General features: G+C 70.4%; 26 protein-coding genes. 19 read left to right on the top strand and 7 right to left on the bottom strand.

Features of this window, described 5'->3' with window-relative positions; translation table 11 throughout:
* Nucleotides 1–61: 61 nt before the first annotated feature.
* The 6 genes from BN1187_RS00400 to BN1187_RS00375 all read left to right on the top strand — a co-directional run bounded on the left by BN1187_RS00400 (nucleotide 62) and on the right by BN1187_RS00375 (nucleotide 6,253).
* Nucleotides 62–559, top strand: coding sequence for a ribose-5-phosphate isomerase (locus BN1187_RS00400; RefSeq protein ID WP_040157500.1), 498 nt, complete (start codon nucleotides 62–64; stop codon nucleotides 557–559).
* Between the two features lie 6 nt (nucleotides 560–565).
* Entirely contained in the window at nucleotides 566–1,429 is an 864-nt protein-coding gene (locus BN1187_RS00395) for an HAD-IIA family hydrolase (RefSeq protein ID WP_040157497.1), read from the top strand.
* 196 nt (nucleotides 1,430–1,625) lie between these two features.
* Nucleotides 1,626–3,182 (top strand): FGGY-family carbohydrate kinase, encoded by a 1,557-nt coding sequence (locus tag BN1187_RS00390; RefSeq protein WP_040157494.1) that lies wholly within the window; start codon nucleotides 1,626–1,628, stop codon nucleotides 3,180–3,182.
* 5 nt (nucleotides 3,183–3,187) lie between these two features.
* The gene (locus BN1187_RS00385; protein WP_040157491.1) at nucleotides 3,188–4,543 is read left to right on the top strand and encodes a sn-glycerol-1-phosphate dehydrogenase; all 1,356 of its coding nucleotides are present in this window, start codon (nucleotides 3,188–3,190) and stop codon (nucleotides 4,541–4,543) included.
* Nucleotides 4,544–4,766: 223 nt separating this feature from the next.
* Nucleotides 4,767–5,687 carry a bifunctional riboflavin kinase/FAD synthetase gene (locus BN1187_RS00380; protein WP_040157489.1) on the top strand — a complete coding sequence of 307 codons (921 nt, stop codon included), beginning with the start codon at nucleotides 4,767–4,769 and terminating at the stop codon, nucleotides 5,685–5,687.
* 101 nt (nucleotides 5,688–5,788) lie between these two features.
* On the top strand, nucleotides 5,789–6,253 hold the full coding sequence (locus tag BN1187_RS00375) for a hypothetical protein (protein WP_147675031.1): 465 nt from the start codon (nucleotides 5,789–5,791) through the stop codon (nucleotides 6,251–6,253).
* Nucleotides 6,254–6,263: 10 nt separating this feature from the next.
* Here BN1187_RS00375 and BN1187_RS00370 read toward each other — a convergent pair whose 3' ends face one another.
* Nucleotides 6,264–6,770 (bottom strand): GNAT family N-acetyltransferase, encoded by a 507-nt coding sequence (locus BN1187_RS00370; protein WP_040157485.1) that lies wholly within the window; start codon nucleotides 6,768–6,770, stop codon nucleotides 6,264–6,266.
* Between the two features lie 159 nt (nucleotides 6,771–6,929).
* Between BN1187_RS00370 and BN1187_RS00365 the strand changes: the two genes are divergently transcribed.
* Nucleotides 6,930–7,640, top strand: a complete 711-nt coding sequence (locus BN1187_RS00365) for a hypothetical protein (protein WP_040157483.1) — start codon at nucleotides 6,930–6,932, stop codon at nucleotides 7,638–7,640.
* Nucleotides 7,641–7,695: 55 nt separating this feature from the next.
* Here BN1187_RS00365 and BN1187_RS00360 read toward each other — a convergent pair whose 3' ends face one another.
* The 3 genes from BN1187_RS00360 to BN1187_RS00350 are packed head-to-tail and all read right to left on the bottom strand — an operon-like array spanning nucleotide 7,696 to nucleotide 10,947.
* Entirely contained in the window at nucleotides 7,696–9,060 is a 1,365-nt protein-coding gene (locus BN1187_RS00360) for an NAD(P)(+) transhydrogenase (Re/Si-specific) subunit beta (protein WP_040157481.1), read from the bottom strand.
* 1 nt (nucleotide 9,061) lies between these two features.
* Nucleotides 9,062–9,370 carry an NAD(P) transhydrogenase subunit alpha part 2 gene (locus tag BN1187_RS00355; RefSeq protein ID WP_040157479.1) on the bottom strand — a complete coding sequence of 103 codons (309 nt, stop codon included), beginning with the start codon at nucleotides 9,368–9,370 and terminating at the stop codon, nucleotides 9,062–9,064.
* Nucleotides 9,367–10,947: an NAD(P) transhydrogenase subunit alpha gene (locus BN1187_RS00350; protein WP_072041911.1), complete on the bottom strand. Its 1,581-nt coding sequence runs from the start codon at nucleotides 10,945–10,947 to the stop codon at nucleotides 9,367–9,369. Before BN1187_RS00350 ends, BN1187_RS00355 begins: the two co-directional genes overlap by 4 nt.
* A 332-nt stretch (nucleotides 10,948–11,279) precedes the next feature.
* On the opposite strand from BN1187_RS00350, the gene rpsO reads away from it, so the two are divergent.
* The 4 genes from rpsO (at nucleotide 11,280) to BN1187_RS00330 (ending at nucleotide 15,565) form a co-directional block, all read left to right on the top strand.
* Complete coding sequence (gene rpsO, locus BN1187_RS00345; protein WP_040157477.1) at nucleotides 11,280–11,543, top strand: 30S ribosomal protein S15; 264 nt, start codon at nucleotides 11,280–11,282, stop codon at nucleotides 11,541–11,543.
* Between the two features lie 233 nt (nucleotides 11,544–11,776).
* Nucleotides 11,777–13,984, top strand: a complete 2,208-nt coding sequence (locus BN1187_RS00340; RefSeq protein ID WP_040157475.1) for a polyribonucleotide nucleotidyltransferase — start codon at nucleotides 11,777–11,779, stop codon at nucleotides 13,982–13,984.
* 130 nt (nucleotides 13,985–14,114) lie between these two features.
* Nucleotides 14,115–14,849, top strand: coding sequence for a 4-hydroxy-tetrahydrodipicolinate reductase (gene dapB, locus BN1187_RS00335; protein WP_040157473.1), 735 nt, complete (start codon nucleotides 14,115–14,117; stop codon nucleotides 14,847–14,849).
* Nucleotides 14,849–15,565, top strand: a complete 717-nt coding sequence (locus tag BN1187_RS00330) for an LmeA family phospholipid-binding protein (RefSeq protein WP_040157471.1) — start codon at nucleotides 14,849–14,851, stop codon at nucleotides 15,563–15,565. Before dapB ends, BN1187_RS00330 begins: the two co-directional genes overlap by 1 nt.
* Before the next feature lie 27 nt (nucleotides 15,566–15,592).
* Here BN1187_RS00330 and BN1187_RS00325 read toward each other — a convergent pair whose 3' ends face one another.
* Complete coding sequence (locus tag BN1187_RS00325) at nucleotides 15,593–16,633, bottom strand: glutathione S-transferase family protein (RefSeq protein WP_052462111.1); 1,041 nt, start codon at nucleotides 16,631–16,633, stop codon at nucleotides 15,593–15,595.
* A 191-nt stretch (nucleotides 16,634–16,824) separates the two neighbouring features.
* Between BN1187_RS00325 and BN1187_RS00320 the strand changes: the two genes are divergently transcribed.
* On the top strand, nucleotides 16,825–18,279 hold the full coding sequence (locus tag BN1187_RS00320; RefSeq protein ID WP_052462110.1) for a DEAD/DEAH box helicase: 1,455 nt from the start codon (nucleotides 16,825–16,827) through the stop codon (nucleotides 18,277–18,279).
* A gap of 122 nt (nucleotides 18,280–18,401) precedes the next feature.
* Here the strand turns inward: BN1187_RS00320 and BN1187_RS00315 are convergent, their stop codons facing one another.
* Nucleotides 18,402–18,965 (bottom strand): GNAT family N-acetyltransferase, encoded by a 564-nt coding sequence (locus BN1187_RS00315; protein WP_040157467.1) that lies wholly within the window; start codon nucleotides 18,963–18,965, stop codon nucleotides 18,402–18,404.
* A 39-nt stretch (nucleotides 18,966–19,004) separates the two neighbouring features.
* On the opposite strand from BN1187_RS00315, the gene BN1187_RS00310 reads away from it, so the two are divergent.
* From BN1187_RS00310 to BN1187_RS00300, 3 genes are all read left to right on the top strand, one after another.
* On the top strand, nucleotides 19,005–20,687 hold the full coding sequence (locus BN1187_RS00310; protein ID WP_040157465.1) for a ribonuclease J: 1,683 nt from the start codon (nucleotides 19,005–19,007) through the stop codon (nucleotides 20,685–20,687).
* Nucleotides 20,688–20,829: 142 nt separating this feature from the next.
* On the top strand, nucleotides 20,830–21,015 hold the full coding sequence (gene rpmB, locus BN1187_RS00305; RefSeq protein WP_040157463.1) for a 50S ribosomal protein L28: 186 nt from the start codon (nucleotides 20,830–20,832) through the stop codon (nucleotides 21,013–21,015).
* A 100-nt stretch (nucleotides 21,016–21,115) separates the two neighbouring features.
* On the top strand, nucleotides 21,116–23,323 hold the full coding sequence (locus BN1187_RS00300; protein WP_040157461.1) for an ATP-dependent DNA helicase RecG: 2,208 nt from the start codon (nucleotides 21,116–21,118) through the stop codon (nucleotides 23,321–23,323).
* Here BN1187_RS00300 and BN1187_RS00295 read toward each other — a convergent pair whose 3' ends face one another.
* Nucleotides 23,324–23,761: a pyridoxamine 5'-phosphate oxidase family protein gene (locus tag BN1187_RS00295; RefSeq protein ID WP_040157459.1), complete on the bottom strand. Its 438-nt coding sequence runs from the start codon at nucleotides 23,759–23,761 to the stop codon at nucleotides 23,324–23,326.
* A 38-nt stretch (nucleotides 23,762–23,799) separates the two neighbouring features.
* Between BN1187_RS00295 and rsmD the strand changes: the two genes are divergently transcribed.
* The 4 genes from rsmD to BN1187_RS00275 are packed head-to-tail and all read left to right on the top strand — an operon-like array spanning nucleotide 23,800 to nucleotide 25,927.
* Complete coding sequence (gene rsmD, locus BN1187_RS00290; RefSeq protein WP_040157457.1) at nucleotides 23,800–24,399, top strand: 16S rRNA (guanine(966)-N(2))-methyltransferase RsmD; 600 nt, start codon at nucleotides 23,800–23,802, stop codon at nucleotides 24,397–24,399.
* Nucleotides 24,399–24,890, top strand: a complete 492-nt coding sequence (coaD, locus tag BN1187_RS00285) for a pantetheine-phosphate adenylyltransferase (protein ID WP_218184531.1) — start codon at nucleotides 24,399–24,401, stop codon at nucleotides 24,888–24,890. Before rsmD ends, coaD begins: the two co-directional genes overlap by 1 nt.
* Nucleotides 24,887–25,312 carry a hypothetical protein gene (locus tag BN1187_RS13970; RefSeq protein ID WP_040157453.1) on the top strand — a complete coding sequence of 142 codons (426 nt, stop codon included), beginning with the start codon at nucleotides 24,887–24,889 and terminating at the stop codon, nucleotides 25,310–25,312. Before coaD ends, BN1187_RS13970 begins: the two co-directional genes overlap by 4 nt.
* A 36-nt stretch (nucleotides 25,313–25,348) precedes the next feature.
* Nucleotides 25,349–25,927 (top strand): YceD family protein, encoded by a 579-nt coding sequence (locus tag BN1187_RS00275; RefSeq protein WP_235750528.1) that lies wholly within the window; start codon nucleotides 25,349–25,351, stop codon nucleotides 25,925–25,927.
* Nucleotides 25,928–25,945 lie beyond the last annotated feature (18 nt).

The raw sequence follows: 25,945 nt of genomic DNA, 5'->3' as shown, positions 1-25,945 counted from the left end.
GTGCTACTTTCGAGGCACGCACCGGTACAGCACTGCTGCTGAGAGGGAAGGAGCCCGAGACATGGGGCTGCGCATCGTTGTTGCCGCGGACATCGCCGGCTACGAGTACAAGGAAGCCATCAAGAAAGACCTCGAGGGCGACGACCGCGTCGACGAGGTGATCGACGTCGGCGTGGGCAACGGCGAGGACATCGACTACCCGCACGTCGGCGTGAAGGGCGCCCAGGTGATCGCCGCCGGGGACGCCGACCGAGGCATCTTCATCTGCGGCACCGGCATGGGGGTGGCCATCTCCGCCAACAAGGTCCGGGGGATCCGCGCCTGCACCGCGCACGACAGCTTCTCCGTGGAGCGGCTCGTGCTCTCGAACAACGCCCAGGTGCTGTGCCTGGGCCAGCGCGTGATCGGCGTCGAGCTCGCCCGTCGGCTCGCTCGGGAGTTCCTCGGCTACACCTTCGACGAGACCTCGCACTCGGCGCCGAAGGTCGCCGCGCTCAAGGCCTACGACGAGGGCAAGACGGCCGACGAGGCCATCGCGGCCGCCAACGCCTGCGAGTAGGCGGCGATGACGACCGGGACCGACCACCTCCGCGGGCCGGAGGAGTTCTACGACGCCTACGTCTTCGACATGGACGGCACCATCTACCTGGGCGACCACCTGTTGCCCGGCGCCGCCCGCATGATCACGGAGCTCCGCCGCCGGGAGATCCCCGTGCGGTTCCTGTCGAACAACCCGACGAAGGATCCGGAGCAGTACGCCGCCAAGCTCAACAAGCTGGGCCTGCCGACCGACATCGAGGACATCGCCAACACCGTCGTCACCACGACCCGGTGGCTGCAGTCCAATCACCCGGACGCGGTGGTGTTCCCGATCAGCGAGGAGCCGCTGAAGAAGGCGCTCGCGAAGGCCGGCATCCGCATGAGCGAGGATCCGGAGGAGATCGACATCGTCATCGCCTCCTACGACCGGACGTTCGACTACCGCAAGCTCCAGATCGCCTTCGACGCGATCTGGTTCCACAAGCGGGCTTTCCTGATCCAGACCAACCCCGACCGGTTCTGCCCGTTCCCCGGGGGACGCGGCGAGCCCGACTGCGCCGCCATCACGGCGGCCATCGAGGCCTGCACCAACACGAAGTGCCGCCTCAACCTGGGCAAGCCCGACCCCGTCATGCTCACGGAGGCCCTGCGTGGGCTCGACGTGCGCACCGAGCACGCCGTGATGGTCGGCGACCGGCTGCAGACCGACATCCAGATGGCGCTCGACACCGGCATGGTGTCGGCGCTCGTTCTCACGGGGGAGGCGACCGCCGACGACGTCCGGGCGCTCGACGCCGACCACACCCCCACCTTCGTCCTGGACCGCATCGACCGGCTGGTCCCCGCGTCGGCGTGGGCCGAGCTCGGCTGGAGCGAGAACGACGACTGACTGACGGCGCGGCCGGCTCCCTGCGGGCCGGCCGTGGCCGTCAGCACCGCCGCCGGCGACAGCGAGTGTCCTGCGCCGGCGACCCATCGCCACCTCCCGCGGTCGCTCGACCGCGTCACAACCGAATACCGTCACGCCAGGTCGCCGCACCGTTGCGGCACGTTGGGTGCACCGTTGCACCCCGAGAGGAAACATCATGGCCACCGATCAGTACCTGCTGGGCATCGACTACGGCACCGAGAGCTGCCGAGTCGCGATCTTCGATCTGCGGGGAACGCCGATCTATTTCGCGGCGACCCCGTACCAGACCACCCACCCTCGGGCCGGATGGGCCGAGCAGAGCCCGAAGGAATGGTGGGAGGCGCTGCAGGCGTCCTGCCGCAAGGCCCTCACCGGTTCCGGCATCGCGCCGGCGCAGATCGCCGGCATCAGCTACGACGCCACCACGATGACGGTCGTCGCCATGAACGCCAAGGGCGAGGAACTCCGTCCGGCGATCATGTGGATGGACGTGCGCGCCACCAAGCAGGCCGCCAAGGCAGAGACGTCCGACTCGTGGGCCCGCCTCTACAACGGCGACGGCACCGCCCCCGCGACGGCCGAGTGGTACCCCTTCAAGGCGGCGTGGCTGCGTGAGAACGAGCCCGAGACCTACAACAACGCCGTGCACCTCGTGGACGCCCCCGACTGGCTGACCTACAAGCTCACCGGCGAGTGGACGACGAACATCAACTCCGCCGCGCTGCGCATGTACTACAACCGCGACAAGGGCGGCTGGCCCGTCGACTTCTACGAGCACATCGGCTGCGGCGACGTGTTCGACAAGATCCCCGAGAACGTCGTCGACCTCGGCAAGCCGGTCGGCGGGTTGAGCACCGTCGCGGCGCAGCTGCTCGGCCTCCTGCCCGGCATCCCCGTCGCGCAAGGGCCGGCGGACGCCTGGGCCGGCCAGATCGGCCTCGGCGTCGTGAAGCCCGGCAAGATGGCCCTCATCACGGGCAGCTCCCACGTGTTCACGGGCCAGACCGACAAGCCGATCCACGGCAAGGGGTTCTTCGGCGCGTACACCGACGGCGTCGCGCCCGGCCAGTACACCGTCGAGGGCGGCCAGGTCTCCACCGGCTCGGTGATGAAGTGGTTCAAGGACAACTTCGCCCGGGACGTCGTCAGCGCCGCCGACAGCCTCGGCCTGCACGTGTACGACATCATGAACGACCGGTCCAAGGACATCCCGATCGGCTGCGACGGCCTCATCATCAACGAGTACTTCCAGGGCAACCGGACGCCGTACACCGACTCCAAGGCGCGCGGCATGATCTGGGGCCTGTCGCTGCACCACGGTCCCGCGCACGTCTACAAGGCCATCCAGGAGGGCATCTGTTACGGCAACGCCCACAACCTCAAGGCCATGGAGGACGCCGGGATGCAGGTCAACGAGGTCGTCGCCTGCGGCGGCATGACCAAGAGCCACGACCTGATGCAGATGCACGCCGACGTGATGAACAAGCCCGTCACCCTGACCGAGGTCGGGGACGCCGTGGCGCTCGGCAGCGCGATGCTGGCCGCCATGGGTGCCGGCATCTACTCGTCCTTGGAGGAAGCCGCCGACAACATGGTGCACGATCTCGAAACCATCGAGCCCGACCAGGCGCGCCACGAGGAGTACTCCTACTACCGGGACAAGTACATGGCCGCCTGGCCCCAGATGCGTGACCTCACCCACGACCTCGTCGACCACGAGGCGGCGAAGTAGGGGCTATGTCGGAGCTCATCGAGAAGGCACTGGTCGACGCGACCGACACCAAGGTCGCCGTCGTCGAAGAGGGGGCGATCGCGCGCGCCGGAGAGGTCTTCACCGAACTCTTCGGCGACGCGGCCGCCGTCGTCGTCGGCGACGAACGCACGATGGAGGTCGCCGGGCGCGCCGTGAACGAACGGCTGCGGGCGTCGGGGGTACGCACCCTCGACCCGTACGTGTTCCCTGGCGAGCCGGAGCTGTACGCGCAGTACGAGAACTGCGAGACCCTGCGCGACGCGCTGGCCGGCGTGGACGCCACAGCGGTCGCCGTCGGCGGCGGCACGCTGAACGACATCGTGAAGCGCGCCTCCGGCGAGCTGACGCGGCCGTACATGCAGGTCGGGACGGCGGCGTCCATGGACGGGTTCACCGCCTTCGGGGCGTCGATCGCGGTGGAGGGGTTCAAGCAGACGCTGTCGTGCCCGGCGCCCGCCGCCAGCATCTCCGACCTGACGGTCATGGCCGCAGCCCCCACCGTGATGACGGCGTCCGGGTACGGCGATCTGCTCGGCAAGGTGACGGCCGGCGCCGACTGGCTGCTCGCCGACGCCCTGCAGATCGAGGTCATCGACCCGAGCGTGTGGGACCTGGTGCAGGGGCCGCTGCGGACGTCGCTGGCGCGTCCCGAAGCGCTGGCCGCTCACGACGTCGAGGCGACGCGCGACCTGGCACAGGGGCTCATCATGTCGGGGCTGGCGATGCAGGCACACCAGTCGTCGCGTCCGGCGTCCGGCGCCGAGCACCAGTTCAGCCACCTGTGGGAGATGGAGGGCCACGGCGTCGACATCAAGCCGCGCCGACTCAGCCACGGCTTCAAGGTCGCGGTCGGCACGGTGGCCGTCTCCGCGTTCTACGAGCGGCTGCTGGAGCGCGATGTCGCGGGGCTGGACACCGACGCCGCCGTGTCGGCGTGGCCCTCGGAGGAGGCGATGGAGGCGCGCGTGCGCGAGCTGCACCCGGTCCCGAACCTCGTCGACGAGCTGGTCACCCAGCAACTCGCCAAGTGGGTCACGCCCGACGAGCTCGCCCAGCGGATCGAGACGCTCAAGGCTGCGTGGCCACAGCTGAGCGCCCGGCTGCGCGAGCAGATCATCGCGCCCGAGGAACTGCAGCGCATGCTGCGGGCCGTCGGTGCCCCGGCGCACCCGAGCGACATCCAGCTCGACTGGGCGCGCTTCCGGCAGACCTACCTGCGCGCCCAGATGGTCCGCAAGCGCTACACCGTGCTCGACACCGCGCTCGAGCTCAACCTGCTGGAGGAGATCGTCGACGAGCTGTTCGCGGACGACGGCTTCTGGGGCAGACAGCAGCCCTGACGGCCGAGCCGGGTGGACGCCGGACGGTGGCCGCGACGCGACGTCTGCGTCGCGGCCACCGCGGTTCGCGCTGCCGGGTCGCCCGTCCTCGCGGACCCGCTGTGGCCTGCGCGGCGGGCCGCGCGGCACCGTTCGCACCGGCCAGACGGGTGGACGGCCGGGTGCCTGGAGCCCGTGGAGGGTGTTGTACAGTTCTGGCGGAACGAGGGATGGGGGAGTCCAGGTGACGCAATCGGTCGTGGTGATCGGCAATTTCGACGGCGTCCATCCCGGGCATCGCGAGGTGCTGCGTGAGGCCAAGCGCGCCGAGCCCGGCCTCCCACTGATCGTCATCACCTTCTGGCCACACCCCATGGCCGTGGTGCGCCCCGACCGCGCGCCCAAGCTGTTGACCCGGCTCGAGGAGCGGGTCGAGCTGCTGAAGGAGGCCGGCGCAGACGAGGTCCGCGTCATCGACTTCACCCCGGAGTTCGCGTCCATGGCGCCCGAGCGGTTCCTGCGCGATGTCATCGAGCCGCTCGATCCGGCGCGCGTGGTCGTGGGAGAGAACTTCCGCTTCGGTCACCGCGCGCAGGGGACCGTCGACACGCTTCGCGAGTTCGGACGCGGCCGGTTCGCCGTGACCGCGCTGCCGCTGGTCGGCATCGGCGACCAGGAGACGTGCTCGACCACGATCCGCGACGCGCTCGCCTCTGGGGACGTCCGCCAGGCGGCCGAGTACCTCGGGCGTCCCTTCCGCTTCAGCGGGGTGGTCACGCCCGGTGATCGACGCGGCCGGGAGCTCGGCTACCCGACGGCCAACGTGCCCGTGCCCGACGAGCTGGCCTGTCCGTCCGACGGCGTCTACGCTGGTTGGCTGACGCGGGTCGACGGACGCGACGCCCTCGGCGAGGAGACGGACGCCGCGGCCCAGGCGTGGCCGGCGGCGATCTCGGTGGGCACCAACCCCACCTTCGACGGGGTCGAGCGGCGCGTGGAGTCCTACGTCCTCGACCGCACCGATCTCGAGCTGTACGGCGCGCGCGTCGCGGTCGATTTCATCGAGCGCATCCGCGGCCAGGTGCGGTTCGACTCCATCGAGGCGCTCGTCGAGCAGATGAAGCATGACGTCGCGCGCTGCCGCGTCCTGCTGGCCGGCGACTGAACTGGCCACCGGCGGCCCGGTCCGTGGAGTCATTGAGGACTTAACCACTCTCCGGGCTCGATTCGATTTACCTGTCGCTATCCCTGCCGCATAATGGACGCATGTCGACAACCCTGCCCGCCCCCCGCGCGGGCCTTCGGCGGGCGTCCGCGCTCCTGCGGCGAGGACGCCGCTCTGCGCTGCCCGTGACCGGGGCCGACCTGCAGGAGTTGCGCGCCCAGGGCCGGGCGGTGCTCTTTGAACACCGTGCTGTGACCGCCCGCCTCACGGTCCAGGCACTGGAGGCCGTCTGCCGCGAGGGTGTCCGTCCGTCGTCGCTTCGGCGAGGGCAGGTCGCGGGGCAGTGGGAACTCGCGTTCTCTGACGGAACCACGCTCGTGCTCTCGGGACGACGCCTGGACGACATCGGCGCCGTCGCCGCCGCGCTGGAGCGGGGGCGCGATGTGCTCGTCGGACTGGACGCCGACCGGCCGCTGCGCCTGACACTGCTGGCGCCCGACGCCAGCGCCACGCTGGACGTCCAGGGCCTGTGGACCGCGGACGCGCGGTGCCCCCTGGGGCGTTGAGCCGTTCTTCTCAGGCGTTGATGCGCAGCGACTTGCGATAGACCGCGTCGCGACCTTCCTGCTCCGACACGGAGCCGTCCTTGGCGACGACCTTGCGCACGACCGTGCGGTGATGCCCGGTCGGGGAGTAGTCGAGGTTGATGTACAGCGGGATCGCCGCGGGGTTGTCGGGATCGACCGCGAGCTGGATCTCGTCGAAGCCCTGCTCGGCGGCGGCCCGCTCCAGGAAGCGGGACAGCGCGATGCCGAGGCCCTGACGGCGGTGCTCGGGGTACACGAGCAGGTTGCGCATCTCGGGGCGCAGTTCGGTGTCCTCGCGGGAATCGAGGACCACCCAGCCGGCGAGGGTGCCGTCGAGGAAACCGAGGACGAACAGATAGTCGCCGCCCTCCTGCAGCTTCAGGTTCTCCTCGCCGAAGCCCTTCTCGGCTCGGCCGGCCTCCGCGAGGCTCGCGAGGTCGTCCTCGGTGGCCAGCCGGACGTCGATGACTGGCTTCTTGGTGCTCTGCTGGCTCATGGGGTGACCCTCCTCGCGTGATTCAGACATGCATCAGTGTGCTGGATAGTCGCCGTCAGCACCAACCCGGTCCGTCTGTCGGAAGTGGCCACCCACGCGGGGAACCCGTGCCTTTCGCGGGCTCGGTAGGCTCGGGACGACACGCATCCAGGAGGCACCATGAACAAGCTGTCCGTCCTGCTCGTCGCGTCGGCGATCGCCCTCACGGGCTGCACGCAGGCCGCGGAGCCGGCACCGACCCCCGGGACGCCCACGGCGTCCGCGGGCGCCTCCGTCGAGCCCACGGTCCCCGCCGCGTCCCCGGGCCAGGAGGTCGACGCCGCGGCGCTGACCGGGGCGATCGGGAAAGCGCAACGCGAAGCGCGCACGGCGACGGCCTCCTTCGAGATCGTCGGCTCCGACGGCGCGAAGCAGGGGTCCGGCACCGCGGGCTTGGACTTCGCCGACGGGGAGCCGAAGCTGCACGTCCGGTCGTCCGGGAGCGGCGGCATCGAGGTGATCATCGACGGGGCGACGGCCGCGGTGAAGGCGGGCGACCTGACCGGTGGCCGCTGGCTGCGCGGGCCGCTGGCCGCGCTTCCCGACGCCGTGGGCGAGGTGCAGGCGACCTACGACTTCGCGGCTCTTGCGCCTCGGGTGACGAAGGCCGCGTTTGTCGGCGCCCAGGACGTCGGCGGGGTCGCGACCCGGCACTACACGCTGACCGGGCCGAACGGGCTGACCCAGGACGTGTGGATCGACGACGCCGACCGGCCGGTCCGCTCCGAGCGCGCTCAGGGCGAACGCGTCAACGCAACCTTCGGACAGTACGGCGAGCCTGTTCAGATCCCGACCCCGGAGCCCAGCTCGGTGGTGGAGGTCACCCCCTAGGCCACCGGAACCGGACCCGCCGGCACGGCGGGCCCGACCCAGGTTGGGCTGAGTCTCACAGCAGTGTCTTCAGGTCCGCGACGACGTCGGCGACAGCCTGCTGCGCCGAGCCGTACAGCATCGAGGTGTTGTCGGCGAAGAACAGGGCGTTCTCGATCCCCGAGTAGCCGGCGCCGCGGCCGCGCTTGATGACGATCGCCTGGTGCGCCTGATCGGCGTTCAGGATCGGCATGCCGTAGATCGGCGAGTTCTTGTCGGTGCGCGCGACGGGGTTGACCACGTCGTTCGCCCCGATCACCAGCGCCACGTCGGTCTGGGCGAACTCGTCGTTGATCTCGTCGAGGTCGAAGATCATGTCGTAGGGCACCCCGGCCTCGGCGAGCAGCACGTTCATGTGGCCGGGCATGCGGCCGGCGACCGGGTGGATCGCGAACTTGACCTCGACGCCCGCATCGTTGAGCAGCTTCGTCATCTCCCACACCTTGTGCTGGGCGCCCGCCACGGCCATGCCGTAGCCCGGGATGATGATGACCTTCTCCGCGTAGCGCATGGCCGCCGCGGCGTCCATCGGGGACATCTCTTTCATCGTCCCCTCGATCTGGCCGCCGGCCTGAGCCTCGCCGGTGATCGGGGTGAAGATGACGTTGCGGATCGGGCGGTTCATCGCCTTGGCCATCAGTTGGGTGAGCAGCGTGCCGGAGGCGCCGACGACGATGCCCGCGATGATGAGGGCCGGGTTGCCGAGCACGTAACCCTCGAAGCCCACTGCGAGGCCGGTGAACGCGTTGAGCAGCGAGATGACGACCGGCATGTCGGCCCCACCGATGGGGGAGACGAGGACGACGCCGAGCAGCAACGCGAGCAGGAAGAAGAAGATGACCGCCACCGGGTTCTGCGTGAGCACGACGACGACGCCGAGCACGACGACCACCAGGGCGAGCACGAGGTTCGCCAGGTTCTGTCCCGGAAGGGTCAGGGCCTTCTTCATGATGCCCTGCAGTTTGAGGAACGCGACGATCGAGCCGGAGAAGGCCACCGAGCCGATGAGCGCGCCGAGCACCGCCATGATCGCGGTGACGGGACGGTCGATCTGGCCGCCGGCGAACTCCATCGCGGCGATCAGCGCGGCGGCGCCGCCGCCCATCCCGTTGTAGACCGCGACCATCTGCGGCATGTCGGTCATCTTGACCGTGCGGCCGAGCCAGACGGCGACCGCGCCGCCGATGATCAGGGCGATCAGCATCAGCCACTGGTTGTGCAGGCCGGGGATGAAGAAGGTGGTGACCGTGGCGACGGCCATGCCGATGCCCGCCCAGAAGATGCCGCGCTTGGCGGTGACGGGGGAGCTCATGGCCTTCAGGCCGAAGATGAACGAGACGGCGACGATGAGGTAGACGGCGTTGACGAGGACGAAGGTCATGTCAGCGCTCCCGGGCGATCTGGGCGGCGGGCTTCTTCTTCGAAGCGAACATGCCGAGCATGCGCTCGGTCACCACGTAGCCGCCGGCGGCGTTCGCGGCACCGAGCAGGACGGCCAGGAAGCCGAGCGTGATCTGGAGCGGTCCCTCGGCGTGGCCCAGGGTGTACATCGCCCCGACGAGGACGACACCGTGGATGAAGTTCGACCCTGACATCAGCGGGGTGTGCAGGATCACGGGGACGTGCGAGATCACCTCGTAGCCGACGAGCGCCGCCAGCACGAAGATGTAGACGTACAACAGGTCGATCATGCCTGGGGCTCCTGGCTCTGGTCGGGACGGATCGGGGCGTACTGCTCGGGCCTGCCCCACGGCGACGCCGGCTGCTGCCCGGCGGCAGTGGCACCCCCCGTGGGCGGTTCCTGGGTGGGCGTCCGGTCGGCGTCGGGCGCCAGCGGCTCGCGCTCGGGAGTGGCCTCAAAGCCGGACGGCTGCGGCTCGCGCTGTGTGGGCTCGAGGCCGGACGGCTGCGGGTCGCCCTCGAACGTGGGCTCGAAACCGGACGGCGGTGGAGCTTCATCGCTCAGCTGCGGGTCACCGGCGTAGACCGTGGACGCGTCGTGATCGAGCACGACCGTGCGGTCGTCGACGCCCGGCTCAGGCGCGGACCCTGGCTCGGGCGCGGACCCCGGCTCAGGCGCGGCGCCCGGCTGCCGTTCGGGTTGCGGCTCCGGTTCCGGCGGGGCGGCGAGCATCGTCCCGGCGACGAGACCGAGGACGCCGGCGGCGCGCTCGCTGACGATCTGACCGCCGTGGGTCAACGCCGTGCCGCGGATGACCTCGTCCTCGGCGTCGATGACGAGCTGGCCGTCGACGATCATCGGCGCGGTGAAGTTGAACAGGTTGCGGCTGACCATCTCGGAGGTGTGGACGGGCATGCGGGCCGGCAGGTTCACCGGGCCGACGACGTGCGCGGGGCCGACCAGCATCTCCTTGCCGGCGACCGTGCCCTCGACGTTGCCGCCCTGCTCGGCGACGGCGTCCACGATGATGACGCCGGGGCGCATGGCGTCCACCATGGCGCGGGTGACGATGACCGGGGCCTTCTTGCCGGGGACGCCGGCCGTCGTGATCAGGACGTCCGCGTTGGCGACCGCTCGGCCGAGCGCCCGCTCCTGCTGCTCGAGCTCGTCGGGCGTGAGCTCGCGGGCGTAGCCGCCGGACCCCACCGCGCTGACGCCGGTGTCGACGAACTTCGCGCCCAACGACTCGACCTGCTCGCGCGTCTCGGGACGCACGTCGTAGCCCTCGACGACCGCGCCGAGTCGCTTGGCGGTGGCGATCGCCTGCAGGCCGGCGACTCCGGCGCCGATCACCAGCACGCGTGCGGGCCGGATCGTGCCGGCGGCGTAGGTGAGCATCGGGAAGAACTTCGGCGAGCGGGCCGCGGCGATGAGCACCGTCTGGTAGCCGGCGGCCGCGCTCTGGGACGACAGGATGTCCATGCTTTGGGCCCGGGAGATGCGCGGAAGCAACTCCATCGCGAAGGCGGTGACGCCCTGGTCGGCCAGTCGCTGGGCATGGTCGGCGCTCGCGTACGGCGACAGCATGCCGATGAGCACCTGTCCTGGGCGGAGCCGCGCCTCGTCTGCCGGGTCGAGGTTGCCGATCGTCCACACGACATCGGCCGCATCGATCACGTCGGCGGTGGAGTCGACCCAGGTGACCTCGCCCAGCGCGTCCTCGGTGAGAAAGGCCCGGTCGGTGGCACCGCGTTCGGCCACGACCTGGGCGCCGAGGCCCGCCAGCTTCTTGACCACGTCGGGGACGATCGGCGTCCGGGATTCCTGAGGATCGGTGCTGCGAGGGATCCCGATCACGACAGTCATAACTGACTCCTTATTTCGGACATCCGCTCGGACCTGCCGCGGGCCACGCAGGATACTGTGGCGGGCCTCGTCAGAACGGGCTACGTTGTCCCGCTCACCCTAGCGCCACGCCCCGGCGGCGTGGTCGATTGCGCGAAGGCCGCGCGGGGAAGCGGCCGCGAGGGGCGTCCGCGGACCCCGATTTCGTGTGCCGTCACCCGAGCCGCTAGACTGGGTGATCGCCGTCACGACGGCCGCGGACGCCCAAGAGCTCCCCACGGTGAACCCCGGTTCACCGGCCATCCGGCTGGGGGAGCGCCGCGCAACGGGAAACCGAGAGGAGAGCACCCTTCGTGGATGCCGAGACCAAGAAGAAGATCATCGAAGAGTACGCGACGGCGCCCGGAGACACCGGCTCTCCCGACGTGCAGATCGCGCTGCTCACCAAGCGCATCTCGCACCTCACCGAGCACCTCAAGAGCCACAAGCACGACCACCACAGCCGCCGTGGGCTGATGCTCATGGTCGGTCAGCGTCGCCGTCTGCTCAACTACGTCGCCAAGCAGGACGTCGAGCACTACCGCGAGCTGATCCGCCGCCTGGGGCTGCGTCGTTGAGTTCAGGCTCCTGTCGATGAGGGAGCGGCCCGCGTGGCCGCTCCCTTCTCGCATGTCCGCTGCAGTACCTTCCTCAACGGAAGCCAACTCCACATCATCATCGCGCCCTGGCCGACTGCGGTGTCGGTCCTCGGTAGTGGCCCCCGGGTGTCTAGCGCCCCCGTGGTCCTCGATCGAAGACCGCATTCGTCCGCGTCGGGTGGGGCACCCAACGAAAGGACACTTCCATGGCTATGGAGGGCCCCGACCTTCAGTACACCGAGGCCGTGATCGACAACGGCAAGCTCGGTAAGCACGTCGTCCGCTTCGAGTCGGGCCTGCTGGCCCGTCAGGCCAACGGCTCCGCCGCTGTCTACCTCGACGGCGACACCATGCTCCTGTCGGCGACCACCGCGCAGAACAACCCGCGCGACGCCATCGACTTCTTCCCGCTGACGGTGGACGTCGAGGAGCGCATGTACGCCGCCGGCCGCATCCCCGGCTCGTTCTTCCGCCGCGAGGGCCGCCCGTCCGAGGGCGCCATCCTCGCCGCCCGCCTCACCGACCGCCCGCTGCGTCCCTGCTTCGTCAAGGGCCTGCGCAACGAGGTCCAGGTCGTCATCACGGTGATGGCGCTCAACCCCAACGTCCGCTACGACGTGCTGGCCATCAACGCCGGCTCCGCCTCCACCACGCTGGCCGGCCTGCCGTTCTCCGGCCCGGTCGGCGGCGTCCGCGTCGCCCTGATCGGCGACCAGTGGGTCGGCTTCCCGACCGTGGAGCAGATGAAGGAATCCAGCTTCGAGATGGCGATCGCCGGGCGCGTCCTGCCCGACGGCGACGTCGCGATCATGATGGTCGAGGCCGAGTCGACCGCTGAGACCTGGGATCTCGTGCGCTCCGGTCGCACCGCCCCCACCGAGGAGGTCGTCGCCGAGGGCCTCGAGGCCGCCAAGCCCTTCATCAAGGCGCTGTGTGACGCCCAGGCCGAGTTGTCCGCCAAGCTGCCGAAGGCCACCAAGGCCTTCCCGGTGTTCAAGGACTACGAGACCGACGTCTACGACCAGGTCGAGCGCACCGCCGCCGAGCGGCTGCGCGTCGTGATGAGCATCGCCGGCAAGCAGGAGCGCGAGACCTCCACCGAGGCCCTCCTCGCCGAGGTGCACAACGAGCTCGACGGCGCCTTCGAGGGCCGCGAGAAGGAGATCACCGGCGCGTTCCGTGCGCTCACGAAGAAGGTCGTCCGCCACAAGACGCTGACCGAGCAGGTCCGCATCGACGGCCGCGGCGTCCGCGACATCCGCACCCTGTCCGCCGAGGTCGGCGTGCTGCCGCGCGTCCACGGCTCGGCGCTGTTCCAGCGCGGTGAGACCCAGATCCTGGGCGTCTCCACGCTGAACATGCTCGACATGGAGCAGAAGCTCGACACGCTCTCGCCGGAGACGACGAAGCGCTACATGCACAACTACAACTTCCCGCCGTACTCCACCGGCGAGACCGGCCGCGTCGGTTCGCCGAAGCGCCGGGAGATCGGCCACGGCGCCCTCGCCGAGCGCGCGCTGATCCCGGTGCTGCCGAGCCGCGAGGAGTTCCCCTACGCGATCCGTCAGGTCTCCGAGGCGCTGGGCTCCAACGGCTCGACGTCGATGGGTTCGGTCTGCGCGTCCACCCTGTCGCTGCTGAACGCCGGCGTGCCCCTGCGCGCCCCGGTCGCGGGCATCGCGATGGGCCTGATGAGCGAGGAGATCGACGGTGAGATGCGCTACGTCGCGCTCACCGACATCCTGGGCGCCGAGGACGCCATGGGCGACATGGACTTCAAGGTCGCCGGCACCCGCGACTTCGTCACGGCGCTCCAGCTCGACACCAAGCTGGACGGTATCCCGGCCTCCGTGCTCGGCTCGGCGCTGCTGCAGGCCCGCGAGGCCCGCTTCACGCTGCTGGACGTCATGGGCGAGGCCATCGACGTGCCCGACGAGATGAGCCCCTTCGCCCCGCGGATCATCACCGTGAAGATCCCCGTCGACAAGATCGGCGAGGTCATCGGCCCGAAGGGCAAGGTGATCAACCAGATCCAGGACGACACCGGCGCCAACCTGTCGGTGGAGGAGGACGGCACCATCTACATCGGTGCCGACAACGGGGACGCCGCCGAGGCCGCCCGCACCATGGTCAACGCCATCGCGAACCCGACCATGCCGGAGAAGGGGGAGCGTTACCTGGGCACGGTCGTCAAGATCATGCCGTTCGGCGCGTTCGTTTCCCTGCTCCCCGGCAAGGACGGCCTGCTGCACATCAGCAAGCTCCGTGGCCTGAACAACGGCCAGCGGGTCGAGAACGTCGAGGACGTCGTGTCCGTCGGCCAGAAGATCCAGGTCGAGATCACCGAGGTCGACGACAAGGGCAAGCTCTCGCTGGCCCCCGTCGAGGAGGAGAAGGAGGAGGAGCAGGCCGACGCCTGATCCGTTCCCACGCTCACGCCGAGGCCCGGTCCCCACGCAGGGGGCCGGGCCTCGGCGCGTCCGGCGGGCAGGAGCGCGGAGCGGGGCCAGCCGGCACGGACGCGGAGGTGGCCGCTTATAGGATGGCGGCATGAAGGTTGCTGTGTTCGGAGCGAAGGGGCGCATGGGCGTCACGATCTGCCAGGCGGTGGAGGCCGCGGAGGACTTGGAGCTGGTCGCCGCGATCGACGACGGCGACGATCGCGAGCCCGCCGCGCAGGCGGACGTCGCGATCGACTTCACCGTGCCGGACGCGGTGATGGGCAACGTCGCCTGGTGCATCGAGCACGGCGTCCACGTCGTCGTCGGCACGACCGGCATCGGCGAGGACGAGTACGCGCAGGTGCGCGGCTGGCTCAAGGGCAAGGACAGCAACGTCATCATCGCGTCGAACTACTCGGTGGGCTCGCTGCTGCTGATGCACTTCGCCGAGCAGGCGGCCCCGTTCTTCGAGTCGGTCGAGGTCATCGAGCTGCACCACCCCAACAAGGTGGACGCCCCGTCCGGCACCGCCAAGACCACCGCGGGCAAGATCGCCGCTGCCCGCAAGGCGGCCGGGCTGGGGCCGACGCCGGACGCCACCCGGATCGACCCCGGGCACGCCCGCGGCGCAGAGATCGACGGCATCCACGTGCACGCCGTCCGTCAGCGCGGGCTTTTCGCGAACCAGGAGGTGCGCTTCGGCAACGAGGGCGAGCAGCTCGTGCTCGTCGAGAACGGGTTCACCCGCGAGTCGTACATGCCGGGTGTCCTGACCGCGGTGCGGGCCGTCCCGTCGCAGCCGGGGCTCACCATCGGGATCGAGCGCCTCCTCGGCATCGGCTGATGCGCTGGTTCCTCGGCATCGTCGGCGGCGTCACCGCCGCCCTCATGCTCCTCGTCGTCGGCCTGCTGGTCGCCGACGAGCCGATCCGCACCTGGGTCGAAGACAACGCGGCGGGGCAGGTGCAGTCCGCCGCCGGCTTCGAGACGCGCCCGCACGTCGAGATCGCCGGTACGCCGTTCGTCACCCACCTGGCCCAGCGCGCGTTCCCGAGCGTCCACCTGACGGGCGACGCGCTCGGCGTGGACGCCGGCGAGCGGCGCGCCCGGGTCAGCGATGTCGATGTCGAGTTGACCGACGTGCGGCTGCGGGACGGCGCGTGGCACGCGGCGAACGCGCAGGCAACCGCGCTGCTGCCGCTGGACCAGCTGAGCTCCTTCGCCGGACGCCCCGTCGCCTACGCCGGGGACGGCAGGCTGAGCACCACGTTCGCCCGCGAGGTCCTCGGCGTCCGCGTGAACGTGAGCGCCACGTTCGGGCTCGAGCTGGACGCGCCCGCCCAGACGCTGAGGGTCGTCGATCAGCGCGTCAGCGTCTCGGGCATCGCGGGCTTCGGCCCGGGGGACCAGGGCGAGAGTGCCCAGCCGCAGGTCGACCCCGCGCAGCTCCTCCCGCTGCCGGCGCTGGCGGGGCTGCGGGTGGACGGCCTCGACGTCGCCGAGGACGGCGTCCACCTGCGACTGTCCGGACAGGACATCGTCCTGCCCGTCAACCGGTAGGGCCAGTCCAGGCGCCCACCCGGCGGCTCAGGCGCGTAGCACGTGCGGGCTGACCTCGTCCGGGCGCACGGGCCCGGGCGCGGTCCCGTCGCCGAAGGGACGCCCGCCGAGCTTCTCGCGGCCGTGCGCGCTCAGCCAACCGGTCAGGTCCGGGCCCTTGGGCACGATCGAGAGCGGGTTCAGGTCGGTGTGCACGATGTAGTAGTGCTGCTTGATCTGCACGAAGTCGATCGTGTCGCCGAAGCCGGGCGTCTGGTACAGGTCGCGGGCGTAGGCCCACAGGTTCGGCATCTCGGTCAGCTTGTTGCGGTTGCACTTGAAGTGCCCGTGGTAGACGGCGTCGAAGCGGGCCAGGGTGGTGAACAGCCGGACGTCGGCCTCGGTGATCGACTCGCCCATGAGGTAGCGCCGGTCCGCCAGCCGCTCCTCCAGCCAGTCGAGCGCCATCCAGAGCCGGTCGTAGGCGGCGTCGTAGGCCTCCTGCGAACCCGCGAAGCCGCAGCGGTAGACGCCGTTGTTGACCTCGGTGTAGACGCGCTTCATCACGGCGTCCATCTCCTCGCGCAGCGCCTCGGGGTAGAGATCGGGGGCGCCCTCGCGGTGGTAGGCCGTCCACTCGGTCGAGAAGTCCAGGGTGATCTGGGCGAAGTCGTTGGTGACGACCTCGCCCGAGGACACCTCGACGATCGCGGGCACCGTGATGCCGCGGGGGTAGCCCGGGAAACGCTTCTCGTAGGCGTCCTTGAGCTTGTGGATGCCGAGGACGGGATCGACGCCGCCGGGGTCGAGGTCGAACGTCCAGGAGTCGGCGTCATGGGTGGGCCCGGGCATGCCGACGCTGAGGACGTCCTCGAGGCCCAGCAGCCTGCGGACGATGAGCGTCCGGTTGGCCCACGGACAGGCCCGGGCGGCGATCAGCCGGTAGCGCCCCGGCTCGACCGGGCGCTCGTCGGCGTCCGGGCGAGGCTCGGCGACGATGCGCGTGGTGATGTAGTTGCTGTCCCGGTTGTACTCCCGGCCCTTCTTGGAGTACACTCCGCCGTGGCTGTGTTCTTCGTGCTCGCTCATGGTGGTGAGCCTAGTTGACGCCGATGCAGGGGTTCGGCGTCACCCCCGCTATCCTTGGTCGAGTCGGCCCGCCCCGTCTTGCCGCGGGCCCTCGGTGTTGGGACGTCTGTCGGCGTCCATCGACCGCGTCGCACCGGCACCCAGCCGGAATCAGTTGAGCGCACTGCAAGACACCGAACGAACGGTTTTCTTTGTCTGATTTTGCACGTCTGGGCGTTCCCCAGACCTTCTCCGATGCCCTGGCCCGCCTCGGCATCACCAGCCCCACCCCGATCCAGGCCGCCACTCTGCCGGACGGCCTCGCCGGCCGTGATGTGCTCGGCCGTGGCCGCACCGGCTCGGGAAAGACCTACGCTTTCCTGCTCCCGCTGGTGACCCGGCTGGCCGCACGCCGGACGTCCGCGGCGCCCAAGCGGCCCCGGGCGCTCGTGCTGGCCCCGACCCGCGAGTTGGCCCAGCAGATCGAGGAGTCCCTCGTCCCGCTCGCCGACGTCGCCGGGCTGAGCCACCGCACGATCTTCGGTGGCGTCAACCAGAACCCGCAGGTGCGCGACCTCGGCCGCGGAGTCGACGTCGTCGTCGCCTGCCCCGGACGCCTGCTCGACCTGATGGATCAGGGCGCCGTCGATCTGCGCGCCGTCGAGGTCACCGTCATCGACGAGGCCGACCAGATGGCCGACATGGGCTTCCTGCCGATGGTCTCCAAGATCCTCAACAAGACGTCGCCTGAGGGGCAGCGGCTGCTGTTCTCCGCCACGCTGGACAGCGGGGTGAACACCCTCGTCAAGCGGTTCCTGCACGACCCCGTCGTCCACGAGGCGGACTCCGCGCAGGCCACCGTCGCCACGATGGATCACCACGTGCTGGAGGTCGCCGCGGCCGACCGGACGGCCGTGCTGGCCGACCTGGCCGCCGCGCCCGGGAAGACCATCGTGTTCACCCGCACCAAGTACGGCGCGAAGAAGCTCACCAAGCAGCTCGTCGCCCGCGGCGTCGCAGCGGTCGAACTGCATGGCAACCTCGCTCAGAACGCGCGCACCCGCAACATGGACGCCTTCCACTCGGGCCGCGTGTCCACCCTGGTCGCCACGGACATCGCTGCCCGCGGTATCCACGTCGACGACGTGGGCCTGGTGGTGCACGCCGACCCGCCGGCGGAACACAAGGCCTACCTGCACCGTTCCGGCCGCACGGCCCGGGCGGGCAAGGCGGGCACGGTCATCACGATGGCCACCAAGGAGCAGCTACCCGAGGTGCGTCAGCTGATGCGAGCGGCGCACATCCACGCGACCCGCGGCGTCGCGGACGCGCAGACGCTGGGCGAGCTCGCCCCGGGCGAGCGGTCCTACCTCGACCCCGCGCAGGCCAAGGCGCTGGCGCAGCCGGTCGTGGCCCAGGCGCAGGCCCAGCGGCAGCCGGCCCCGGCCTCGGGACGCCCCCGGCAGGCGCGGTCGGGCGGTCACCCTCGCGGCGCGGCGGCAAAACAGCCCCGCTCCGGCCAGCCCCGCGGCGCGTCCGGGAAGAAGGTCGCGGGACAGTCCCGCGGCGAGCAGCCGGCCGCGCGGGGCGCCCAGCGGAGCCGTCCGGCCGAGCAGGGACGGTCGCGGCGCTCCGGCCGGCGCCGCAGCGGTACGACGACCCGCTGAGTCGTCGGTGCGACGGCGAGGCCGGAAAGGTAGCTGCTCGTCTCCGTCCCCCGCCGTCGCTTCGTCCGTGCAGCGACGCCGGCCGTCGGGGCGTCGCCCCCTGCCGGCTTCCGTGCGGAGGGTCAGGACAACGAGGTGTGCAGCCGGATCATCTTGACCCGTGCCGCCTCGTCGGGCGTGGCGACCTCTTGGTGGGCGCCGTCGGCGTCCCAGCCGGACTCGGTGATGAACCGGCGCAGCGGGTCGTCCGTGGAGCGCACCCACCAGGTGGCCCGCGTGAAACCGTCGGCCTTGAGCGTGTCGGCGACCGCGTTCAGCAGGCGGGAGCCGTGCCCCTGCCGCTGGGCCTGCGGGTCGATGACGAACTCGGCCACCAGCGCGTCCTTGCCGGGTTCGGCGTCCGGGTCGTCGGACGGGCCGATCGCGGCGAAGCCCACGACGCGTCCCTGCGACGTCGCCACCAGCACGCGCAGCTCCGCCAGCGGCGGTTTCAGGATCGCGGCCTCCCACGACTGGGCCATGGTGGCCAGATCGACCGAGCGGAGGATCGAGTCGGCCACGTCGGGCGGGAAGACGTCGCGCCACGAGCGCCGCTGCACGGCCGCGATGGCCTCGGCCTCGCTGGGCAGTGCGAGGCGGACGGAATCGGGCGTGGACGGGGCGGGGTGGCTTGTCACAAGCGCCATGGTATCGAGGTGTCGCGATGGGGCCATAAGCTGGACCCCGTGCGTGACAACCTGCGAACCCCGCCGAAGCTGGCCAAAGACACCCTGCGCGTGATCCCGCTGGGCGGCCTGGGCGACGTCGGCCGGAACATGACTTCGTTCGAGATCAACGGGAAGATCCTGCTGGTCGACTGCGGCGTGCTGTTCCCCGACGAGAACCAGCCTGGCGTCGACCTGATCCTCCCCGGCCTGCACCTGCTGGAGGGCCGCCTCGACGATGTCGTCGGCCTCGTCCTGACCCATGGCCACGAGGACCACATCGGCGCGGTGCCCTACCTGTTGCGCCGCAACCCGCACATCCCGGTGCTCGGGTCGAAGCTCACCCTCGCGCTGGTGAAGGAGAAGCTGAAGGAACACCGCATCCGCGAGGTGTCCCTTCGCGTCATGGAGGACGGCTCCACCTCGAAGCTCGGCGACTTCGACCTGGAGTTCCTGGCCGTCAACCACTCCATCCCGGACGCGATGGCCGTCGCGATCACCACCAAGGCCGGGCGCGTGCTGCACACCGGCGACTTCAAGATGGACCAGCTCCCGCTCGACCACCGCCTCACCGACCTGCGCGCCTTCGCCCGCATCGGCGAGGCCGGCTGCGACCTGTTCATGGTCGACTCCACCAACGCGGAGACGCCCGGCTTCACGACGCTGGAGAAGGACATCCGCCCGGCGATGGAGCGCGTCTTCGCCAAGGCCCAGCACAAGCTGATCGTGGCCTGCTTCGCCTCGCACGTGCACCGCGTCCAGCAGGTGATGGACGAGGCCGTCAAGGCGGGACGCAAGGTCGTCTACGTCGGCCGGTCGATGGTCAAGAACATGACCATCGCCCAGGAGCTGGGTTACCTGCGCGTGCCGGCGAACACGCTCATCGAACTCCGCGACCTCGAGAACTACCGCGACGACGAGGTCGTCATCATCTCCACCGGCTCCCAGGGTGAGCCCCTGTCGGCGCTGTCCCGCATCGCCAGCCACGAGCACCCGGTCATCGAGGCGGGGGAGGGTGACGTCGTGCTGCTCGCCAGCTCGCTGATCCCCGGCAACGAGAACTCCGTCTACCGGGTCATCAACGGGTTGACCCGCAACGGCGTCAAGGTCGTGCACAAGGGCAACGCGCTGGTGCACGTCTCCGGGCACGCGAGCTCCGGCGAACTGCTGTACTGCTACAACATCGTCCAGCCCAAGAACGTCATGCCCGTGCACGGCGAGGTGCGCCACCTGGTCGCCAACGCCGAGCTCGCGGTGGCCACCGGCGTGCCCCGCGACCACGCGATCGTCGTCGAGGACGGCGGCGTCGTCGACCTGGCGAACGGGAAGGCGAAGGTCGTCGGCAAGCTCGACTGCGGCTACATCTTCGTGGACGGCTCCACGGTGGGCGACCTGGGCGACGCCGAGCTGGACGACCGGCGCATCCTGGGCGAGGAGGGGTTCATCTCCGCGATCGCCGTGGTCAACCTGCACTCCGGCGAAGTGGTGAGCGGCCCGCAGATCACCGCGCGCGGCTTCGTCGAGGGGGACAAGGTCTTCGACGACATCACCGCCGACGTCACCAGGGTGCTGCGCGACGCGCTGGCCGACGGTGCCGAGGACACCTACCAGCTGCAGCAGCTGATGCGCCGCGCCATCGGCCGCTGGGTCAACAAGACCTACCGCCGCCGGCCGATGATCATCCCCGTGGTGGTGGCGGCCTGAGGCCCGTGGGGCGTCCGGAGGCGAGGGCTCGATTTCGCGTCCGGACGAATCTCGGTTAGGATTGCGAGGTTCCCATTTCGGGGAGAGCTCCGTCGGGCCGTTCCAGGCCGAGGGGCACGATCAACCAGCAAGGAGAGCTCCAGTGGCTGCCGTGTGTGATATCTGCGCCAAGCGCCCGGGCTTCGGGCACAACGTGCCGTGGTCGAAGAAGAAGACCAACCGTCGGTGGAACCCGAACATCCAGCGCGTGAAGGCCGTCGTGGGGGGCACCCCCAAGCGTCTCAACGTGTGCACGTCGTGCATCAAGGCCGGCAAGGTCACCCGCTGACCCTGCCTCCGGCACGCAGACCCGTCCCGTCCGGGGCGGGTTTTTTGCGCGCCCGGACGCGGTCCCGGTTTCGTCGGCGCGGCGGACTAGGGTGACCGGCATGCCCACCGACGAGATCAGCGTCTGGCATACGGACGCCTTCCGGCAGCTCGCGCGACCGCTCGCCGAGGTGCTGGGCGACAAGACGGCCAAGGCGTTCGCCGGGCTCCGCGTCCACACGGTCGGCGACCTGCTGCGGCACGTGCCACGGCGCTACCTCGCCGGCACCGAACTCACCGACCTGACCACGATCGAGCAGGGCGAGCACGTCGCCGTCATGGCCCGCGTCGCCGAGACGAAGATCAGGCAGAGCGCGGGCCGCGGCGGGCGGCCGACGTCCCGGCTGGAGGTGCGGCTCACCGATGGCCACGGACGCCTCAACGTCACGTTCTTCGGCCGCCAGCCCATCGTCGAGTGGTGGGAACGGCAATTGCGCCAGGGCGTGCGCGGCATCTTCGTCGGCAAGGTCGGCTCGTTCCGCGACGAGCTGCAGATGTCGCACCCGCAGTTCGTGATGCTGGACGAGTTCGGCGGCGTCGTCGGCCACTCCGAGGAGAAGGAGCGCATCGCCGACCTGGCGACCTCCGGGCTCGTCGGCATGTATCCGGCCAGCGCCAAGCTCCCGACGTGGACGATCGCCGAGTGCGTCCGGCTGGCGCTGGACCTACTCGGCCCCATCGACGACCCGTGGCCCGCGTGGGTCCGCACCGAGGCGGACGTCCCCGAGTTGGCCGAGGCGTTCCGGCTGGTGCACCGGCCGGCCACCCGCGGCGAGGTCGCCCGCGGCACCGACCGGCTGCTGTTCGACGAGGCGTTCACCACCCAGCTGACGATGGCCTACCGGCGGGCCGACAACCGCCGGCACACCGCGGGGCCCCGGCCGCGTCGCCCCGGCGGCCTGCTGGACGCCTTCGACGCGCGGCTGCCGTTCGAGTTGACCGCAGGCCAGCGGGACGCCTCGGAACAGATCCTCGCCGATCTGGCCGGCGACCAGCCGATGCAGCGCCTGCTCCAGGGCGAGGTCGGCTCCGGCAAGACCCTGGTGGCGCTGCGCGCGATGCTGACGGTGGTGGACGCCGGCGGCCAGGCCGTCCTGCTGGCGCCCACCGAGGTGCTCGCCGCGCAGCACTACCGCACGATCACCGACCTGCTCGGCGACCTGTCCGGCGGTCAGGTGCTCGGCGCGCCCGAGAACGCCACCGACGTCGTCCTGGTCACCGGCTCGCTGTCGGCCGCCCGCAAGAAGGCCGCGCTGCTGAAGATCGCCTCGGGGGAGGCGGGCATCGTCGTCGGCACCCACGCGTTGCTGGCCGACCAGGTGCAGTTCGCCGACCTCGGCCTGGTCGTCATCGACGAGCAGCACCGCTTCGGCGTCGAGCAGCGCGCCGTCCTCAGCGAGCGCGCCCAGGCCCGGCCGCACGTGCTCGTGCTCACGGCCACGCCGATCCCGCGCTCGGTAGCGATGACGGTGTTCGGCGACCTCGAGGTCTCCACGCTGGCGGAACTGCCGGGCGGGCGCGCCGAGGTGGTCACCACGGTCGTGGACGCCCGCCACCGGCCCGCGTGGGTCGAGCGCGCCTGGGAGCGCATCGCCGAGGAGGTCGCCGTGGGTCGCCAGGCGTTCGTCGTCGTGCCGCGCATCGCCTCGTCCGGGGAGGGCGACGAGCGGCGGCTCGGCGTCGTCGACCTGGCCGAGCGGCTGGCGTCCGGGCCGCTGGCCGGTGTGCGCGTCGGCGTCCTGCACGGGCAGCTGCCGGCCGAGGAGAAGGACGCCGTGATGGCGGCCGTCGCGTCGGGTGAGATCGACGTGCTCGTCGCGACGACGGTCATCGAGGTCGGCGTCGACGTGCCCAACGCGTCCGTCATGGTGATCTGGGACGCCGACCATTTCGGCATCTCGCAACTGCACCAGCTACGGGGGCGCATCGGCCGCGGCTCGCACCCCGGCGTGTGCCTGCTGGTCAGCGCGGCCGAACCGGAGGCGGTGTCGTGGGAGCGACTGGCCGCCGTGGCCGCCACCCGCGATGGCTTCGCCTTGGCCGATCTCGATCTCGTCCAGCGCCGGGAGGGCGACGTGCTGGGCGCCGATCAGTCAGGCCGTCGCAGCACGCTGCGGCTGCTCAGCGTCCTCGAGCACGCCGATGTCATCACCGTCGCGCACGACATCGCCGAGCAGGCGGTCGTCCGCGACCCCGAGTGCGCCACCCCCGGCTTCGCCGACGCGGTGACCGAGATCAACCGGCTCGACGACGGCTGGGTGCAGGGCTGATCAGCCGCCGAACTGCCAGCCGTCGTCCTGGGGCTCCGGGCCGAAGCGGAACTGACGGCCGGTGATCTCGTCGACCTCGATGCACACCCAGTGCGTCTTGCGGGTCGGCACCCAGGGGCGCAGCGGGAGCTTCTCCGCGTCCTCGCGCTCGGTGTTCTGCAGCTCGCGGGCGTGCCCGCGGGCGATGACGCTCCAGCCGCCCGTGGCGTCCCAGCCGTCGACCTCGAAGGCGACCCGGTCGTTGATCGTCAAGGTGAGGAGCTTGTTGCCTTCGGCCGTACGGAACAGCAGCGAGTGATCCTCGACCACGTAGTTGATCGGGAAGATCTGGGGCTCCCGGTCGACCACGGTCACGAGGCGGCCCACCTTCTGCCCAGCGAGCACCTGCCAGCACTGTTCTTCGGGAAGGACAACAGGATCCGACGTCGATTCGCTCATACACGTGTTCTACAGGAGGGGGCGGTAGCCTCGCCAGGGTGAGCAGGATCATCGCCGGGCGCCGTCGCGGACAGAAACTGACGATGCCGTCGGGCCGGGGGACCCGGCCCACGTCCGACCTGGTGCGCGAGTCGGCGTTCAACCTGGTGCTCGCCTGGGCCGGGACCGTCGGCGAGCCGGCCGACGAGGTGCTCGACCGGTTCAGCTTCCTCGACCTGTACGCCGGGTCGGGCGCGATGGCGTTGGAGGCGGCCAGCCGTGGCGCAGCCCCGGTCGTCGCGGTCGAGAAGGACCGACCGACCGCCGCCATCGCCCGCCGCAACGCCCACGAGCTCAGCCTGGACGTCACCGTGGTGGCCGCGCCGGTGGAGGGCTACCTCGCCGAGAACGAGGCGCGCCCGTTCGACGTCGCCTGGCTCGATCCGCCCTACTCGGTGACCTCGCGGCACGTGGCCGACGTCGTCCGCCGCGTCGTGAGCGGCGGTTGGCTGGCGGCCGACGGTCTCGTCGTGGTCGAGCGGTCGAGCCGGGACGAGGCGCCGTCCTGGCCCGAGGAGATGAGGACGACGTGGTCGCGCCGCTACGGTGAGACGACGCTCTATTTCGCCACCCCGGACGAGGGGGAACAGGAGGACTGATGAAGGCGATCTGCCCGGGCTCGTTCGATCCGGTGACCCACGGCCATCTGAACATCATCGAGCGCACCGCCACGCTGTTCGACGACGTGCTGGTCGCGGTGGGCCGCAACAGCGCCAAGAACTACCTCTTCTCGCCCGACGAGCGGGTCGCCATGTTGAGCGAGGCCTGCGCGGGCATGGCGAACGTGCAGGTCACGCTGCTGGACGGGTTGCTGGTCGACTTCTGCCGGGCCCACGACGTCGGCGCCATCGTCAAGGGGCTGCGGTTCGGCGGCGACTTCGAGTTCGAGCTGCAGATGGCGCAGATGAACCACGCCCTGTCCGGCATCGAGACCGTGATGCTGCCCACCAGCGCCCGTTGGGCGCACCTGTCGTCCACGATGATCCGCGAGGTCGCCGGCCTGGGCGGGGACGTCTCCCAGTTCGTGCCTGACTCGGTCGACCGGCGCATCGCCGCGAAGGTCGCCGAGCGCCGGGGATCCGGGCGATGAGCGGCGCGGACGCCCGCGAGGCGCTGCAGCGGTTGCGCATCCTGGTCGCCGACGCGCGCCCGGTGCCGATGTCGGCGTCCTGCTTCGTCAACCGCGCCGAGGTGCTGGCGCTGGTCGACCGGGTCGCGGCCGGGCTCGGGGACGACACGGGTGCCGCGGCTCGCGCCGAGGCCGACGGCGTCCTCGCGGACGCCCGCGCACGGGCCGATGAGTTGGTATCCGACGCGGAGGTCGTCCGCCGGGCGAAGGAGGAGGCCGCCGAGTTGCGCAGCGAGGCCGATTCTTACGTGGACGAGCGGCTGGCCGAGCTGGAGGCGGGGCTGAGCCGGACGATGGCGGAACTGACCCGGATGCGCAGGCGGCTCTCGGAGCGGGCCGCCACCGCGGAGGGGCGGGGACAGGACGACGTCGCCGGGTTTTGATCCATCCCCGCGGCGCGGTAGAGTTGTCCTTCGGTTATGACGCTGTCGAACCAGGGTGGAGGGATCGCGATGTCGAGTCGCTCGATTGATCCCCGCTCGGAACTCGTATTCGATATCCACGAATTGGGTCGCCGCGCGGGCGCGATGAAGGAACTGACGGTCGATGTTCCCGCCCCCGACGGTATCGGCAACGACGTGATCGGAGTGCCAACGGGCTCTCCTGTCCACCTCGAGCTCCAGTTCGAGGCGGTCGTGGAGGGCGTCCTGGTCACCTGCGATGCCGACGTTCAGCTGGCCGGGGAGTGTGCTCGGTGCTTGACGGAGATCCGCTCGAACACGCGGATCGACAGTCAAGAACTGTTCCTCTTCCCGGGCAAGGAACCCGACGACGAGGAGGCCAACCGCGTCGAGGGCGACCTCATCGATCTTGAGCCGGTGCTACGGGACGCAGTGGTGCTCGACCTGCCGTTCATCCCGCTGTGCCGGGACGACTGTGCGGGGTTGTGTCCCGAGTGCGGGGCCGACCTCAACAGCGATCCGGAGCACGGGCACGCGGAGAAGATCGACCCCCGGTGGGCCGATCTGGCCTCGTGGTCGACGGACAACGAAAGCTAACCGGCCTCCGGGCCCGAA

The sequence above is a fragment of the Nigerium massiliense genome (assembly GCF_000826085.1).
Classification (GTDB): domain Bacteria; phylum Actinomycetota; class Actinomycetes; order Propionibacteriales; family Propionibacteriaceae; genus Propioniciclava; species Propioniciclava massiliense.
This window is presented reverse-complemented; position numbering and strand designations above follow the sequence as displayed.